Consider the following 15494-nt stretch of genomic DNA (forward strand, 5'->3'; position numbering starts at 1 on the left):
CTATCTCAACATGTCGGACAGAAAGGCGAGTGCCAGGCCCTGACCCCAGCCCTGAATCCAGTCTTTTGGAATATTGCGATACCCTTCCCGGTCCTTCATGACAGCCGTACCGCCGGATACACCCAGCACCCGTCCATCTTCGGTGATGTTTTTCAGAACGCCATCTAATGCCTTCTGCACATACTTGGTATGCAGCGGATTGCCGTTATTGATCATGGCTGCCGCAATACCGCAAGATGCCGATACTTCTTCATAGGACTCTTCGTCATCAAGCACCGTTCTCCACAAGCCGTTGTCCGTCTGAACCAGCTTCAATGCTGCCAGCTGATCCCGAAGCGAACACTCGACGTCCATACATTGCGGATACAAATACCAGTCCTTCAATTGCGGCTTCACCTGCGACATCGTGTAAGCACCCCAGGCATTCGCTCTGCCCCAGTAAAATCCGGACATATGGTCCTTATTAACGTTGTTATAGCCGTGATACCAGAAGCTCGTGCTTGGGTCCTGAAGGTATTTAATATGCCAGTAATACTGATTCAAGGCATCCTGAATCATAGCTTCATCCTTCAATTTGCTGCCTACGCGCAGCAGGAAAAATGCAGCCATAAACAAGGTATCCGCCCAGGCCTGTTCCGGAAAATCATTGGCAACGGATACGGTATGCTGCAGCACGTTGTCTCCGAAGCGGAGCGCATGATTCTGGAGATAATCCACTTTGCTCAGCGCGATATCCCAATATTTCTGATCCCCTGTCTCTTCATACAACGTGATCAGCATATGGCCCATGGCACAGGTATTCACCGTCCAGCTCGGCAGTCCCAGCTCAATGTATTCATCTGCCCATTGAACCAGCCTGTCCAAAACCTCCTTGTTGCCAGTCGTCTGGTAGGCTCTGGATACACCGTAATAGGCTACCCCGCAAGGCCAGTCCCATGTCAGATCCATGGATAGTGTTTTTTCGGTGACGTTATCGATGACTTTTAAAATCTCTTCCCTGTCATATTTCACTTGAAGCATCGGTATTCCCCTCTCCTGGACACATGCCCCCAAGTGCACCCTGAGAGGTGTCCGTTCGTATTGTAAACGCTTTACTTATTCCATTCTACGCAGTAAAATGGTGTCAATCTAAGCATATTCGTAACAAAACTGCGCAATTTCAACCATTTATGAATGGGGGTATCGCATATGGCCAAAACCAGGAAACCTGTTATTGAATATCGTCATTACAGCCTGCCCATCCATTTTCCCGTCCTGCTATTAAGCGGTGAACGCTGGAAAATATCCGATATCAAGAGCGAGCATCTTCATTTTCATAACCATCTGGAGATTGGCATCTGCTACTCCGACAGCGGCATTATGGAGATCAAGGGTGAATCCGTTCCCTTTCAGGCTGGCGATATAACTTTCATTCCCAGATATCTTCCTCATACAACGTACAGCACGCCTGGTACGGCCAGTTTGTGGGCCTATATTTTCTTTTCGCCGGAGGACCTGTTTCAGCATTCATTAAAAAGTACATACAGCGACTTCGAGCCGAATCTATGGGCAGTACAGGGAATGAACTGTGTGCTAAGCAAGGAGCAGCATCCCAAGGTGTACACCCTTGCCACATCGATCGTGGAGGAGTTAAGGCTGCAGAATCCTTATTATCAGGAAAGTGCCTATGGTTTAATGTTGTCCCTGTATATCGAGCTCCTTCGAATTCACTCCCGGAATCAGCCCCTGGCTGAACAAGGTACAGATCATGGTTTGAAAGGCGATCTGGTCATCTCGCCCGTGCTCGAGTATATCACCAAGAACTACATGACCCCCATGACCATCGATTTTTTGGCCGATCTGTGCCACTTGAGCACAACGCATTTCCGCAGAAAATTTCACGAGATTATGAGGACGACGCCTCTCGAATTCATCAACAGTACACGGATCGAAGAAGCCTGCAAACAGCTGAAAAGCACGGACCATTCCATTCTGTCGATCTCTGAACAGGTCGGGTTTCATTCCATCTCCAGCTTCAATCGCTGCTTCTCCAAACTGATGGGACAGTCCCCCAAAGCGTGGCGCAAGAGTGTACAATCCGAAGTACAGTCCGCCAAAGCATCCATACTGGAGTTTACAGGGTGGGTCTAGGTCTAGGCCTAGGCTCAAAAAGCGGGAAGATTAGCATCTCCCCCTTTCCTCCCTACGGATCTCAATCCGGTTCCCAATCAAAAAACGCAACCATAAATGGTTGCGTTAAATGCATTCCTTACACGATTTCACCTGTGCTCGCACCGGTTAATGCCTTTTCGGGTGTTTTTACTGCAGGTACAGACAGTCCCAAATTCCCTCGAAGGGTACTGCTCTCATATTCAGTTCGGAATAATCCCCTCCGCTGCAATTCCGGAACCACCAGTTCGACGATATCGTTGAAGCCCTCCGGGAAATGGGGCGGCATAATATTAAAGCCATCTGCACCATCATTCAGGAACCATTCTTCCAATTGATCCGCAATTTGTTCCGGGGTCCCGACAATCTCCCGATGACCGCGCGCTCCTGCGATTCGTTCATAGATTGCACGTATCGACTGCAGATTCTCCCGTTTCGCAATTTCACGAATGATGTTGTAGCGGATTCGCGGATTGGTCTCATCTTCGATGGAGCTTGCCTCGGGAAGTGGTTCATCGACATCATACCCGGACAGATCAATATTTGTGAAGGCAGACAGATATGCTAACCCCACTTCAGGCAGGATATAGCTGTTTAATTGCTGCTGTTTCAACAGAGCTTCTGCCTCTGTTTTGGCCACCGTAATGAACACGCCAGGCATGATCTTCAGATCATCCGGCTTACGTCCGTACTTAGCCAGTCGCCCTTTGACATCCCGATAAAAGACCTGTGCCTCTTCAAGCGTTTGCCAAGCTGTAAAAATGACTTCAGCCGTCTTCGCTGCCAGCTCTTTGCCAGATTCCGAAGACCCGGCCTGAACAATCACGGGATGCCCTTGCGGTGTTGTTGGGGAATCAAGGGCACCCTGAACTTTAAACCATGCCCCTTCATGGTTAACCGGATGTACCTTCTCTACATCCAGGTACCGTCCATTTTCCTTGTCGATGACCAGCGCCTCATCCTCGATGGACAACCATAGCTGCTTGACAACGTCCACGAATTCCTCAGCACGTTCATAACGGAGCGCATGCTGCAGATGCTTTTCTTTCCCGAACAGGAGCGCTTCTCCCTCGTTGGCCGATGTGACGACATTCCAGGCGGCCCGTCCCTTGGACAGATGATCAATTGCTGCGAATTTGCGCGCGACATGGTATGGATCGTTATAGGTTGTGGTCAGCGTGGCCGTTAACCCAATATTTTTTGTCACGGCCGCGAGGGCCGAAATAATGATAACCGGGTCCAGCTTCAGTGAGGATTGTGCATTACCGGAAAGCCGCTGACCCAGGACATCGGCGAAAAATATCATATCGAATTTACCGCGTTCCGCCGTCTGTGCAATCTCCGTTAAATAATCCAAATCAAATGCGCGACCTGCACCTGATGAAGGGTGCCGCCAGCTTGCTACATGATGTCCCGGCAGATTAATGAAAGCTCCCAGTTTCATTTGTTTTCTAGTCATACGAACCACTCCCTTATTTGATTATGGTTAAAAACCTTTTATATAAACCACACTTATCTATCACACAAGGCCACTGCGAGTGCAGTACCATCTTCCGATCGCTGTTATCCCCAGATTTTTTGATTCCCTTTTTCTAAGGGGAAAATCAGGTGATAAAGGCGAACGCTTCGCTTCTCCAGATTGGTACTGCCTCTCCGTTAAAGTGTGTATGGTATATATGAAAAGGTTATTGAGCAAATGGATTATATTCGTTGGTATATAAGTCTTCCGGTTTCACCTGACCTTCTTTTAGCTCACCATTCGCCACAAGCCAGTCGATCCAAGTTCCGTATTCCGATGGAGTAATGACGCCTCCCTTTTCCGATATGCCTGTACTCTTCCAATATTTAAGGTTTTCCGTCGTTTCCTTGCGTTCCCGCTGATTCACAATGTCCTCGAACCTCGAGATGACTTCCTCCCTAGGCGTGGTCTGAGCCCAGTCAATGGCTTTGGCAACCCCGTCAACAAATTGCTTCACCGTATTCGGATTCTCCCGGATGTAATCCTCGCTGAAGAAATAGTCGCCTGCCGTAAACTCCTTGCCAAACACATCGATATCTCTGAAAATTTCAGTGATTCCTCCTGTTGCCAGAGCCCTGTCCCGGCCAATTCCGCTTAACATCACCACGTCGATCTGTTGATTCCGCAGCACCTGTTCCGCACTTGAACTTGGGACGGTCACCAAAGTGACCTGTTCGATTTCTTTTTCCGTCAGATTGCCTTGTCGTAAATAGTCTTTGAGGACAAATTCCAAATGAGCCCCGAGAATGTTCACCCCTACCTTTTTCCCGATAAAATCTTTAGCTGACTTTATGGGTGACCCCTCAAGGGTGTAGGCTCCGATATACGTATGTTCATCACTGCCGTATGAACCGATGACGGACTTTATTTTTACATTTTGAGAATAGGATTTGATAATGGCCCCGTTGAATGCTGAACCAAAGTCAATTTGTTTCGTCGCGGTTAACTGGATGCTTTCCGGTCCCCCAACGCTGTCACCTATGGATTCCAGTTTCAAATCCCCCAAGTAGCCCAAATCTGCAGCCAGCTCCGGAAAAGAAACACTTCCAGGTGAAGACTGATACTGCAGAACTTGATCTTCTTCTCCGCTCTTCGCGGAGGTCTTGGGATCTGAGCAGCCTGATAGGACACCACTGACCAAGCCTGCAAGTACAAGAATGCCTAATGTTCGTTTCATCTCGCTTTTCCTCCTCCAAACGATGCTTATTCATAACTTATTAATTCAATTGAATTAGTAAGGATTATTGATAAAAAAATAATGAGGGAATATTCGAACAGAACTACTCATTCACTTGCTGTTTCCATTTGGAAAATCTACGTTCAAGCATGCTGAGCCCTTGGTTGATTAACAACCCCAGCAAAGCAATGGTTAATATCCCGGCATACATTTGAGGGATCTGGAAGTTATATTGGGAATACGTAATGAGATAACCCAAACCTTCTTTGGCCCCTACCATTTCAGCAGCTATAAGTACCAGGATCGCCCCTGTCCCTGCCATACGAATACCGGTAAAAATGGTTGGGACTGATGCTGGCAGAATCACCTTAAGAAATAATTTAAAGGACTTAATATTCATCGATCTTGCTGCCTTAATGAGCAAAGGATCAACGTTGCCGACAGCAGCAATCGTATTCAGAAGAATGGGCCATGTGCAGGCAAAGAGCACGATCGCAATCTTGGAAGTTTCACCGATTCCGAGCAGCAGCATGAATACCGGAAGCAGTGCTAATGCGGCAGTATTTCGAAACAATTCCAGCACGGGATTTAACAGCTGTCTGGCTAATGGATACCAGCCAATCAGTAATCCTAACGGGATCGCAATAAGTAAGGCTAAGGCAAATCCACTGAATGAACGAACGATGCTTGCCAGAAAGTGAGTGAAAAGTTCACCTGAGATGATCAAACTCCACAATGCCCGGATGACCTCGGAAAAGGCAGGGAAAAACGCTGCATCGACCAAGCCCGTCCTTGGCGCAATCTCCCATAGTAAGACCAAGGCAATTAACACGATCGACTGTTTGAACAACTTCAGCACACCAGAAAAGGCAGCAGGACTTCGTTTACCAAGCCGTAGGGTTGAATGAGCAGTCTTTACGGATTCGATAGGAATACACTCCTTTAATCAATTAGATATAAGCACCGCGGTACTCAGGTTCATGCAGCAGACTCCATACTTCATGGCGAGCCTTTACAAAGTCGGGATGGGAGCGAATATCTGCATCTTCCAATCGCGATTGAAGCGGAATATCCACAATTTGTCTCACCATACCTGGCCCTGGCGTCAATACCACTACTCGTTCTCCAAGATAAACCGCCTCATCAATACCATGTGTAATAAAAATGATGGTCTTTTGGGTCTTCTGCCAAATACGCAAAAGTTCACTTTGCAGGGATTCACGTGTCTGGGCGTCCAATGCGGCAAAAGGCTCATCCATTAATAAAACATCCGGATTAAAAGCAAGACTTCTGGCAATCGCTATACGCTGCTTCATCCCCCCGGATAGCTCATGAGGAAAACGGTCTCCGAAGTGAGTAAGCCCGACCAGTGACAGAAAATGCTCCACTTGCTCCCTACGCTCCTGCTTCGGAATACCCTTGGCTTCCAAACCAAATTCAATATTGCCGCGTGCCGTCTTCCACGGAAATAAAGCGTACTGCTGAAACACAATGCCCCGGTCAAGCCCTGGGCCAGTAATGGTTTGGCCGTCGATTAAAATGCGACCCTGTGTCGGTGAGGATAATCCGCTAATCATATCCAGCAAGGTTGACTTTCCGCAGCCACTCGGACCTACGATGGTGATGAATTCGCCTTTTCTTACCGAAAAGTCCAGGTCTTTTACAGCTGTAAATGCCTGTGTTGCCTCCTTTTGCTTCGGATCGCGGACAGTGAACGTTTTGGTGACACTCTCAAATCTGATTTTTTCAGCAGCAGCCATTGACTTCACCTCTTCGATGATATTGGGTGTATTTAATCAAAAAAGGCTCAGGTGACAACGACAAGCGCTGTCCTCTGAGCCTCTGGATAAACCAGTCAGCATCCATTCAATGGATAAAATTTGAATATCTACAATTTACATTAATCTGATGTGTTTACTATATTTTAGACCTTGAGGATTGTCAACAACTACTTGAAAATAATGTATATTCATCGTGTAAAATCCAGATAAAATCACGTGCATTTCCTTCCTTTAACATCTTACATACTTGCGTTTGAAACCAATCCGATTTTTATCTACGGCATTTTGAATGGTTTCGGAAGCATTCAGGAACTTGCTCTTGGGCTTATCCTTCTGAACTTCGACGGGACCGATGGCTAGCGCCGTTTCAACAGCCTTGTCATGCAGCGGAATGTAGGACACTCCCACGGTGTATACAAAACTGTTCATTGAATATTGGGTTCGTTCGGGAGACTGGTGGATCTTCGCCTGTACGTCTTCCAACATCGCCCTCAGCTTATCCTCAGAGAACTCACTGTCCGGCCGGTTGCCGAGCAGCCAGCAGTAACAGCTCCAGCCTGCCGACATTTTCAGCTCTTCACCACTGGCGATCCATTTATCCGCCACTTGCTGGGCAATATCCGTCTCGGACAGCGTGACAGCAACGATGAAATCGGAGATCATGTAAAAATAAGCGTCCTCGATCCACCGGTCAAAATCCGCTTCAGTCATCGCTTTCGGATCGGCAATGACGCCCGCAAAATACATTGCATCGTAATTCCCAGTTGCGTACAGCAGCTCGGCCAATGCCTGATCCTTTTTGATTTTGCGGGCAATCGGCTTCATCGCTCCTGTAGCCACACCGAAGAGTGGTTCGTGGGCGCCATTGGACATGTAGATTTTTTTGGTGCGCTCCTTGCCTAACGCCTCAAGCTCCTGCATCACTTCTTCCAAATTCATGACCGCAACACTCCTTGATTCATATTGGAATTGGGATATTTCGTCTGCCTTTTGTCTCAGCTATCTTTCAAAACATCGTTGAAGATCTGTCCGCCTCCATCAACATCAATGATTTTAAGGCGACTCGTGTTTTTGATAAAAATGGTCCTGTATTTCTCCTCACCATCTTGGTTCGTGAGTAGCAGAATGCGTTCATTTTCACTGTCCGTTACCGTTCGAAACGTATAATCCCGGGCATCAACCTTCTGAACAATCGTGTCATATTCGGGAAGCGAAGACCACTCGTCCTGGCTTGTACGTTCTTCGGTTGGTTCGTTGTTTGGCTGCGCTGTATCGGTCTGTGCGGATTGTTCGTTGCTGCCCGAGGGGTTCCCGGCATCCGTCTGGTTCGATTGGCAAGCCGTCAACATTGTTGAGGCCGCAATCAGGATCATAAGCAGTCTGTTCATCGTAAGTCATCTCCTGCCTGCGTTAATGCTTCTTTTATTGAATAAGGGTCTCTGACGCCAGCGTAAAGCCTTCAATCGCAACATCTTCGTCCACTTCAATCATGATGCAGCGTTTCCCTTGGAAATTCACCTGCTTGACGTATCTCAAATCCTGCGGGCTAACCGAAATCGTAGCGACCTTCGTTTCGATCTTGATGGACTTGGAAGTAAACTTCGGCATAACGCTGGTCGCTTTCATCTCATAGTTTCTGTTGTCCACGATCGTTTCGAATGCCCGTTCCACCTTCTCGGTGGTCACATCCTCCACGCCGCTTGCGTTCAGTACACGCTCCAGATCTTTGTAATCCAGCTTCGGAGGCTCTTCTTCCTTCGTTTCTTCGTTGATTTCGATCACCCGGTTAATCTCTTCATACACCTGTGCAATGGTAGCTGAATCGAGCTCTTCGCCGGCCACTTCCTTGACGATATCTTCAAAGATCGCTCGCTCTTCCAGTGCTGTCACGGATCTTTCTCCGTTCAATACCTGTTCGACAAAATGAGGATCCGGGAAGTTCGATTTTCCCGTACAGTACAGAATCCGATTCACATCGGAATAGTTGTCCGTTACGCTAGGGTACAGGAATCCTTGCTCCGGCGTGCTTAACTTGATAATCGGATCGACAATGACATTGTACTTGAACTCCCGCTCCACATAATCGAACAAGAGGGTCTTCCGCTGTTTCTCCGTCGAGTTCACACTGCATAGAATGAACGGATGGGCGAATACCTCATTCTTCTCGCTCTCTTCCGCTTCATCATTTCTCGCCTTTGTCGGCAAATAATACTGCCCCCGAACAAACGTGACTACCATATCCCGCTCATACTTGGCATCGGCCAACATCCGGTCCACGAGCAGCAGCATCATGTCCTGCCATTCTTCCGGGTCTCCCGTCACGAGCGCTTGGTGAAGCAGTACCTGTGCAGGTTCCTCCGCTTCTTCCTGAAACTTCAGTTCGAACAATTTTTGATCCAGTTCGCCGGTCAGCAGTTTTTTGAAATTCCCCATGTATAACTCCTGCTTCTCCCGGTCCACCAGCTCGAACGGATGGCGCTCCCAGTGGTAGACTTCATTCGTTTCCTTCGTAATATAGACATTGAGGATATCGTAAATATTCAGTAAATCGTGATCCATCTTGAATTGCTTGCGTATATTGGCGACTTCTTTTTTGTTCATAGCGGAATCGGCAGCTCCTTCGATATATTCTGGCTTATTTAGTATAAATTATTGAGCATAAATTTGTTAGCAATTTGCGGCTTGCATTACTGTGCCAACGGGTCCATTCTCCTGTGCACCTGATCCTCTATTGTGGCATATTTAGATACCCGAGTCGAGGGCATTTCCTTGAAATAAACATCTTACTTCGTTGTGCATATTTTCCTTTTCCTGAACCTGCAGCATCATGGGGTAATCCAAAAAAACAAACTCTCCACTGGAGTATTGATCTGCAGTTTCCCTGCATTTCTTAATCCCGGTTCATCAGGAAATCCATCCTCTCAAATAAAAAGGTGATACGGAATTGGATCCGTACCACCAGTTCATATTTCATATTTTTTCACTCGCCATTCCCCTGACCGGCACCGTAGGTGGATGCCTGAGTCTACAACATACTTCTCATGCAGCAGATAATGCTGTCGAGCATAGAGGGCATATCGTTTATGGTATTACAGCTTACCCGCAGCTTTCACTTTCACGAGCAGTGCGTTGCCTGGCAAATAGGCAATCGGAATGTCCTCGACGGACACAATCTGTACCGTCTCCGGGTTCGCGCCAGCTGCCGTCGCCTCGTTCACGGCGCTTTCCTTGGCATCCTGCATGACGTCGTCATATTTCCAGTCGTCCAGCGAATAGATCCGCTCCGACTCGCCGCTAACCTCTCCCAGTGCTGCGCCGATTGCATTCGCCGCATCATAATTGTCCGGCCGGATGATCCGGCTCGCTCCTGCCAGCGTCTCCGGCACAAGCAGGCTGCCGCCGCCAACCAGAATGACATCGACCAGATCGGCACTCGTTTTCATCCGGTCAATGGCGTCCTCCAGGCTCTGCTGCATAACTGCATCCACTTTGTGGCATACGGCTTCGTCTACCGCATCCGCATTTGTGCCCGGCCATACCGCCCGGCCCAGCTTCACCGCCACGTCCGTCGTCGTTAGCGTATCACCGCCGAAGATGCGGGCCCGTGTCGTCAGGTCATAGCCGACGCTGTCGGGGCCAACCGTTACGCCGTCAGCGCCATCCAACCGGACAATGGTTCCGCCGCCGAGACCAATGGACAAAATGTCCGGCATCCGGAAATTCGTACGAATGCCGCCGATATCTACCGCTGCCGACGACTGGCGCGGGAAGCCTTGCACAAGCACACCAATATCCGTTGTTGTACCGCCAATGTCAACGACCAGCGCATCAGTCAGCCCGGACAAGTGCGCAGCACCTCGAATGGAATTCGTCGGTCCGCAGGCAATCGTCAGAATCGGATAACGGAGCGCATATTCACTCTTCATCAACGTGCCGTCGTTCTGGCAAATGTACAGCTGCGCATGGATGCCGAAGCCGTTCAGCGCTTCTTCGAAGCCGCGCACGACACCCGCAATGACTTGCAGCAGTGCCGCGTTCAGCACAGATGCGTTCTCCCGCTCAAGTAGTCCGATGCTGCCAATCTCACTGGAATAGGTAACTGGCATGTCAGCACCCAGTACTTCGCGGATGATCACGCCAACTCGCTTCTCTTGGTCACGGTTCACCGGGGCAAAGACCCCGCACACCGCTACCGCGTCAACTTCGCCCTTCATCCGGTTGGCCAGTTCGACAATCTCAGCTTCATCCAGACTTGCAATCTTGCGGCCATCATACTCATAACCGCCAGAGGCGATATAGCTATGCGGTCCAACCGCCGTGCGCAGGGATTCGTCCCAGCCAGCAAGCGGCGGAATGGCTGTCGTTGCCGGAGCACCAATACGAATCAGGCCGACCCGGCCGAGATGTTTGCGTTCCACGATCGCATTCGTGCAGTGCGTGGTGCCAAGCATCGCGTAGCGAATCTCTGCTCCGTTCACGCCGCTCTCCTGCAGCAAGCGGCGAACAGCCTCTACAATGCCCTCGTTCACGTCAGCAGTAGTATGGACCTTGACCTTGTGCACGCAGTGCAAGTTGGAATCCAGCAGGGCGGCGTCCGTATTCGTTCCACCCACATCAATCCCGATCCGGTAAACCTGATTTGTGTTTGGTTCAGTCATAGTTACCTTAGTCATTGCGCCGCACCTCCTTTCAAAACCAACGTCTCAATCGGCACATAGTCGAAATCATATCCGAAGTATCTTGGCCCAGCCGTCTCAATGCCTTTAGGTGTTCGCCATTTGTCATCACATGGCAAGCCTGCTACCGTCACCCGGGCACCATACTTCAGATTCTCCGTCGTCACCGGCATACCCGTATCCTGATCCAACAGCGTAATCAGGTCAGGCGTAATGGCGAGTGGTTGGTCATCAACGGTGGCGAGCAGGAACTCATTCTGGAAAAACAGCCGCATCGTCTTCCCTTTGTTCTCGCCAGTACCTTCGAACACGGCTTCACCGCGCGTAAAACCGCCGTCCATCCGGCGACGGATATCCACGGCCTTGCCATGAAACAGGGCATGTCCATTCAGCTTCGTGAGCAGTTCCTGCACCGGATTCAGCTTCTCCTGCTTCGCTTCGAACAGCGTCCGCCCGATCTCATAAGCGAGCGTTAGCGTACCCCCAATGGCGCTCTGCTTCGCCTGCGCTCCAGATACCGGATAATCGCAGATGGAAGCAGAACCACCCATCTCTACTGTCAGCGCACGCGCCATGCGCTCTTCCCATACGCCATCAATCGTATGCATCAACGCGCTATTGCCGCGCTCGTCCGCCATCGCTACCGGACTGCACGGGATGCCTTCCAGATGGAACGTAACCATCTGCGATTCGGGAAACGCACGCCCCATTGCATCGGCATCCACAAGCGGAATTCCGCGCTGCGCCGCCGCAATGACCGGAACGAGTGAGTTGCCACCACCGACCTCGATCGGCATGACGGCATCCACTTTGCGGCCCAGTTCTCTTTCCATCAGATCCAGCGGCTTGGTCAGCTGTTCTGCCGAAGGGATTTTCTCCAGCATCACCGTAGGTGCACCAATCATCGATACCGGTACCACAAGTCCCTCATCATCCAGTTCTTCAAGTTGTACGATACGGACCGGCCCATGCTTGCGGATGGCCTCCATGGCTATCAGTTTACCGACATGAGGGTCACCCCCGCCGCCTGTGCCCAGCACCGCTGCGCCAATTGCAATATATTCAATAGCTTGTTCATCAAGTGTAGTTAATCTTGCTGCCTTGTTCATGCTTTCATCCCTTCTTTGCTACCCATTTGCCTATGATGGCTTGTACGATAAATGCCATCAAGAAGCTGTCCAGCGCCGGAACCTGCGTCACTTGGAACCAACCAAGCCCATCCGGAGCCATCGTTGTCATGAATCCGAAGAATGTGGCAAGGACCCATACCACGATGGAGCGAGGAATCCAGCTCCGGTTGCTGTCCAGCCCTTCAAACGAGAATCTGTTTTTGTTCACCAGCAAATACTCTGCCGTATATATACCGCCCAGCGGTGCAACAAGCATCGTGATATATGTGAGGAACGTCATGAAACGGTCATAAATGCCGAAGCAAGCGAGTGCTGTCGCAATCAAACCTGCAATGATCGTAATGACGGATTTGGGCACTCGTTTGAATACGACGGAGAAACCCAATCCTGCGGAATACAAATTGTTCGTGTTGGTTGTCCACTGTGCCAGTGTCAGCACGATAATGGCCGGAATACCGAGTCCGAGCGTCAGGAAAATACCCGTCAGATCGTCGGAATCCATCGACCGTGACAAGAAGATGGCAATGATCGTCATGAAGCTGTTGCCGACAAAGAAACCGACAAAGGCTGCCGTAATCGCATGCTTGGGTGTCTTGGCCCAACGAGCAATGTCAGGGGACAGTGCTGTCCCAAGGATAAAGATTCCGATGACCAGTGAGATCGCCGTTCCCATCGGCACTGCCTCACCCTCGAACGGTGACCAGACCGTGCTTCCGCCTTCGCCGTTCAGCGCCAAGACCAGCGCGAAAATAATAAAAACGACGAGCAGCGGTACCGACCAAACACTTAATTTCTCAATGGCCCGATAGCCCCAGATCGCCGTAGACATCATGAGCAGTCCGCCAATCATCGACAGTACCCAGAGTGACCAGTGCCAACCCCACAGCTCGCTTAACGCCGTCTGGAAGTTGGAAGCGAAGAAGCCGACCTGTACGCCGAACCAGCCCAGCGATGAAATTCCGAGAATGACGGAGACAATGAGTGCTCCTTTGTTCCCGAACAGAAACCGGCTAATCATGGCCGTGGACAAGCCTGTTTTGGCCCCAACATAGGCGCACAACGCCCCGATAATACCCAAAATGACTGAACCGACGATGACCGCAGTAAGGGAGTCACCGATGCTCATGCCTGCGCCGAGCTGCGCTCCCAGAAACATGGCAGATAGATCAATTCCGATCGCAATCCAGACAAATGCCATCGAAAGCCATGATTTTCGTAAATGCTGAGGTACGGGTTCCCGTTCGTAATCTTCTATTTTCGTATCGTTGCTCATGTTCCACCCTCTGCTTTCTGTACAATCTTGTTGATTGCCTAAGCTGCGACGGATCTCCAGAACATCTCAAAGGCATGTTTCAGTTTCCGTTCGAACAGCTCCGGCGATTTATAGTAGTAATATTGCATGCCCAGCCCGTCCATCAAGGTGAGGAACGAATCCACCAGCGTCTCCATCGGAACGGCAGCCAAATCGCCGCGATCCAGACCTTCCTGCATCATCTCGCCGATAATGCTGCTCAGCAATATATCGAAACGCCCGAATGCCTCCTGCATTCTTTCCAATAGGAAATCCGGCGGGAAAATCAAATACCGGAAGGCAAACACGGCAAGCTCTGTTTTGTTTCGGTGAAAATCGTATTGGCGAAGCAGCAGCGCATGCAGTTTTTTCTCCGTGTTCATTCCTTTGCTGGTTTCCGCCATCGCTTGGATATATTCGTTGTAGGCGCTCATCGATTCTTCGAAGACCGTCATGAACAGATCCTCCTTGCTCTCAAAAAAGGCATAGATTGCTGGTGTTTTGACCCCGACCTCCTTCGCGATCTCCGATAATGCCGTCCCATCGTAGCCCTTCTGCCCAAATAATCTAAGCGCTGCTTCCTTCAGCTTCGTTCTGGTCATGGTCATCCCCTTTTCTCCACTTTAATTAACGTTAATTAAGTAGATTATACAATTATCTGCATAAAAATCAATGAATTTTATTGCTATGTCAGCTTTTCATTTCAATGTTATACGGTAAAAATTCAGTTGGGACAATATACTCTCAGATTTGGAATGGAATGAATTAGTAGATTGCAGATGAGTGCATACGAGTTCCATATGGCTCTAACATGATAAAATGTATACCAAAAAGAGATACCCTGACATCAGGATATCTCTTACTAGATTTTAAACCCACTTCATTCAAACAGCCGTTGATGCTTATGAAAAAACTCGTAAAAGAATCGTACATTATCAAGTTCAAACCATTCTGCCGTTTGCAGCATACTGGCATCGAGATTGTAGATCTTCGCATGAAGCGTGCCCAGAACAAAGGGAGAGTGCGTGGCAATAATGAATTGACTGTCGAAGTAGCGCGCCAGATCGTTCATTTGTTCAGCCAGCTTGATTTGATTCGCCGGAGACAGTGACGTTTCCGGTTCATCCAATAAATACAGCTGCCCGGGAAGCAGCTGCTCCTCAAAGAACTGCATCGAGCTTTCCCCGTTCGAATACTTCTCCTGCGAGAACCGAATGATATCCATCTTTTTCTCAAACGCATATGACTGCTCCAGCTCTTCTACCTCGGCCTTGCTCTTTCCCTGAACGAACTGCTCGTGGAGCAGCCCTTCGCGAAGCACGCTTTCCTGCTGTATTTTTTTGATTTCATATAGCAGATCCTCTGACTTGATGTATCGGCTCCCCTCGGGTAGCTTATATACGGTACGCTCCTGTTCATCCTGCCCGAGTTGATAGCTGCTCTCCTCGATAAACCGCTGAACATAGATGCTGTGTCCATAAGTGGACATTCGCTCAGCGCCCGCCAATCGCAATTTGTTCGCGATCAGATTCAGCAAGGTGGATTTGCCGGAGCCATTACTGCCGTATAGTACCGTGATACGATCAAACAGCAGAACCTCCCCTGCCATGTGTCTGAACACATGATCCGGATAGATATTCGGGTTGCTGGAAATGACAGAAGAGAGTTTGAAGTTACTGATATGCAGCATCGTCTCGGCTCCCCTCCCGGATAAAATGAAATGCTATAATTTATTTTAATTTATGATATTCATTATTAATAATCTATCCATA

The 15494-nt window shown here is 49.3% G+C and carries 14 protein-coding genes; 1 reads left to right on the plus strand and 13 read right to left on the minus strand.

All coding sequences use genetic code 11. The annotated features are described in order from the left end of the window. Window positions 1-1020, minus strand: coding sequence for a glycoside hydrolase family 88/105 protein (locus tag ABGV42_RS17370; RefSeq protein ID WP_347382755.1), 1020 nt, complete (start codon window positions 1018-1020; stop codon window positions 1-3). Window positions 1021-1188: 168 nt separating this feature from the next. Here ABGV42_RS17370 and ABGV42_RS17375 point away from each other — a divergent pair, with 168 nt between their 5' ends. Continuing rightward, window positions 1189-2130, plus strand: a complete 942-nt coding sequence (locus ABGV42_RS17375) for an AraC family transcriptional regulator (RefSeq protein ID WP_347382756.1) — start codon at window positions 1189-1191, stop codon at window positions 2128-2130. A gap of 118 nt (window positions 2131-2248) precedes the next feature. Here ABGV42_RS17375 and ABGV42_RS17380 read toward each other — a convergent pair whose 3' ends face one another. The 12 genes from ABGV42_RS17380 to ABGV42_RS17435 form a co-directional block, all read right to left on the minus strand. Then, window positions 2249-3607 (minus strand): LLM class flavin-dependent oxidoreductase, encoded by a 1359-nt coding sequence (locus tag ABGV42_RS17380; RefSeq protein ID WP_347382757.1) that lies wholly within the window; start codon window positions 3605-3607, stop codon window positions 2249-2251. Between the two features lie 226 nt (window positions 3608-3833). Beyond that, window positions 3834-4844 carry an ABC transporter substrate-binding protein gene (locus ABGV42_RS17385; RefSeq protein WP_347382758.1) on the minus strand — a complete coding sequence of 337 codons (1011 nt, stop codon included), beginning with the start codon at window positions 4842-4844 and terminating at the stop codon, window positions 3834-3836. Between the two features lie 103 nt (window positions 4845-4947). Next, a complete protein-coding gene (locus ABGV42_RS17390) occupies window positions 4948-5703 on the minus strand; it encodes an ABC transporter permease (RefSeq protein ID WP_347382759.1) in 756 nt (251 codons plus the stop codon). A 91-nt stretch (window positions 5704-5794) separates the two neighbouring features. Then, window positions 5795-6604 carry an ABC transporter ATP-binding protein gene (locus tag ABGV42_RS17395; protein ID WP_347382760.1) on the minus strand — a complete coding sequence of 270 codons (810 nt, stop codon included), beginning with the start codon at window positions 6602-6604 and terminating at the stop codon, window positions 5795-5797. Window positions 6605-6856: 252 nt separating this feature from the next. After that, complete coding sequence (locus ABGV42_RS17400) at window positions 6857-7564, minus strand: DNA alkylation repair protein (protein WP_347382761.1); 708 nt, start codon at window positions 7562-7564, stop codon at window positions 6857-6859. A 56-nt stretch (window positions 7565-7620) separates the two neighbouring features. Continuing rightward, window positions 7621-8013 (minus strand): hypothetical protein, encoded by a 393-nt coding sequence (locus tag ABGV42_RS17405; protein WP_347382762.1) that lies wholly within the window; start codon window positions 8011-8013, stop codon window positions 7621-7623. Between the two features lie 34 nt (window positions 8014-8047). Beyond that, window positions 8048-9226, minus strand: coding sequence for a DUF4317 domain-containing protein (locus tag ABGV42_RS17410; RefSeq protein ID WP_347382763.1), 1179 nt, complete (start codon window positions 9224-9226; stop codon window positions 8048-8050). Between the two features lie 488 nt (window positions 9227-9714). Then, entirely contained in the window at window positions 9715-11298 is a 1584-nt protein-coding gene (locus ABGV42_RS17415) for a hydantoinase/oxoprolinase family protein (protein ID WP_347382764.1), read from the minus strand. Continuing rightward, a complete protein-coding gene (locus ABGV42_RS17420) occupies window positions 11295-12410 on the minus strand; it encodes a DUF917 domain-containing protein (protein ID WP_347382765.1) in 1116 nt (371 codons plus the stop codon). The genes ABGV42_RS17415 and ABGV42_RS17420 overlap by 4 nt, the downstream gene beginning before the upstream one ends. A 4-nt stretch (window positions 12411-12414) precedes the next feature. Beyond that, entirely contained in the window at window positions 12415-13704 is a 1290-nt protein-coding gene (locus ABGV42_RS17425) for a cytosine permease (protein WP_095288555.1), read from the minus strand. A 38-nt stretch (window positions 13705-13742) separates the two neighbouring features. Further along, window positions 13743-14330: a TetR/AcrR family transcriptional regulator gene (locus ABGV42_RS17430; RefSeq protein ID WP_347382766.1), complete on the minus strand. Its 588-nt coding sequence runs from the start codon at window positions 14328-14330 to the stop codon at window positions 13743-13745. A 272-nt stretch (window positions 14331-14602) separates the two neighbouring features. Continuing rightward, window positions 14603-15412: an AAA family ATPase gene (locus ABGV42_RS17435; RefSeq protein ID WP_347382767.1), complete on the minus strand. Its 810-nt coding sequence runs from the start codon at window positions 15410-15412 to the stop codon at window positions 14603-14605. Between the last annotated feature and the right edge of the window lie 82 nt (window positions 15413-15494).

Source organism: Paenibacillus pabuli, assembly GCF_039831995.1.
Lineage (GTDB): Bacteria > Bacillota > Bacilli > Paenibacillales > Paenibacillaceae > Paenibacillus > Paenibacillus pabuli_C.

Excerpts from the sequence above, each read along its gene's own strand:
- ABGV42_RS17375 (WP_347382756.1), top strand. The coding sequence starts at position 1,189 with ATGGCCAAAACCAGGAAACCTGTTATTGAATATCGTCATTACAGCCTG.
- ABGV42_RS17370 (WP_347382755.1), bottom strand. The coding sequence starts at position 1,020 with ATGCTTCAAGTGAAATATGACAGGGAAGAGATTTTAAAAGTCATCGAT.
- ABGV42_RS17410 (WP_347382763.1), bottom strand. The coding sequence starts at position 9,226 with ATGAACAAAAAAGAAGTCGCCAATATACGCAAGCAATTCAAGATGGAT.
- ABGV42_RS17380 (WP_347382757.1), bottom strand. The coding sequence starts at position 3,607 with ATGACTAGAAAACAAATGAAACTGGGAGCTTTCATTAATCTGCCGGGA.
- ABGV42_RS17395 (WP_347382760.1), bottom strand. The coding sequence starts at position 6,604 with ATGGCTGCTGCTGAAAAAATCAGATTTGAGAGTGTCACCAAAACGTTC.
- ABGV42_RS17415 (WP_347382764.1), bottom strand. The coding sequence starts at position 11,298 with ATGACTAAGGTAACTATGACTGAACCAAACACAAATCAGGTTTACCGG.
- ABGV42_RS17430 (WP_347382766.1), bottom strand. The coding sequence starts at position 14,330 with ATGACCATGACCAGAACGAAGCTGAAGGAAGCAGCGCTTAGATTATTT.
- ABGV42_RS17400 (WP_347382761.1), bottom strand. The coding sequence starts at position 7,564 with ATGAATTTGGAAGAAGTGATGCAGGAGCTTGAGGCGTTAGGCAAGGAG.
- ABGV42_RS17425 (WP_095288555.1), bottom strand. The coding sequence starts at position 13,704 with ATGAGCAACGATACGAAAATAGAAGATTACGAACGGGAACCCGTACCT.
- ABGV42_RS17420 (WP_347382765.1), bottom strand. The coding sequence starts at position 12,410 with ATGAACAAGGCAGCAAGATTAACTACACTTGATGAACAAGCTATTGAA.
- ABGV42_RS17385 (WP_347382758.1), bottom strand. The coding sequence starts at position 4,844 with ATGAAACGAACATTAGGCATTCTTGTACTTGCAGGCTTGGTCAGTGGT.
- ABGV42_RS17435 (WP_347382767.1), bottom strand. The coding sequence starts at position 15,412 with ATGCTGCATATCAGTAACTTCAAACTCTCTTCTGTCATTTCCAGCAAC.
- ABGV42_RS17405 (WP_347382762.1), bottom strand. The coding sequence starts at position 8,013 with ATGAACAGACTGCTTATGATCCTGATTGCGGCCTCAACAATGTTGACG.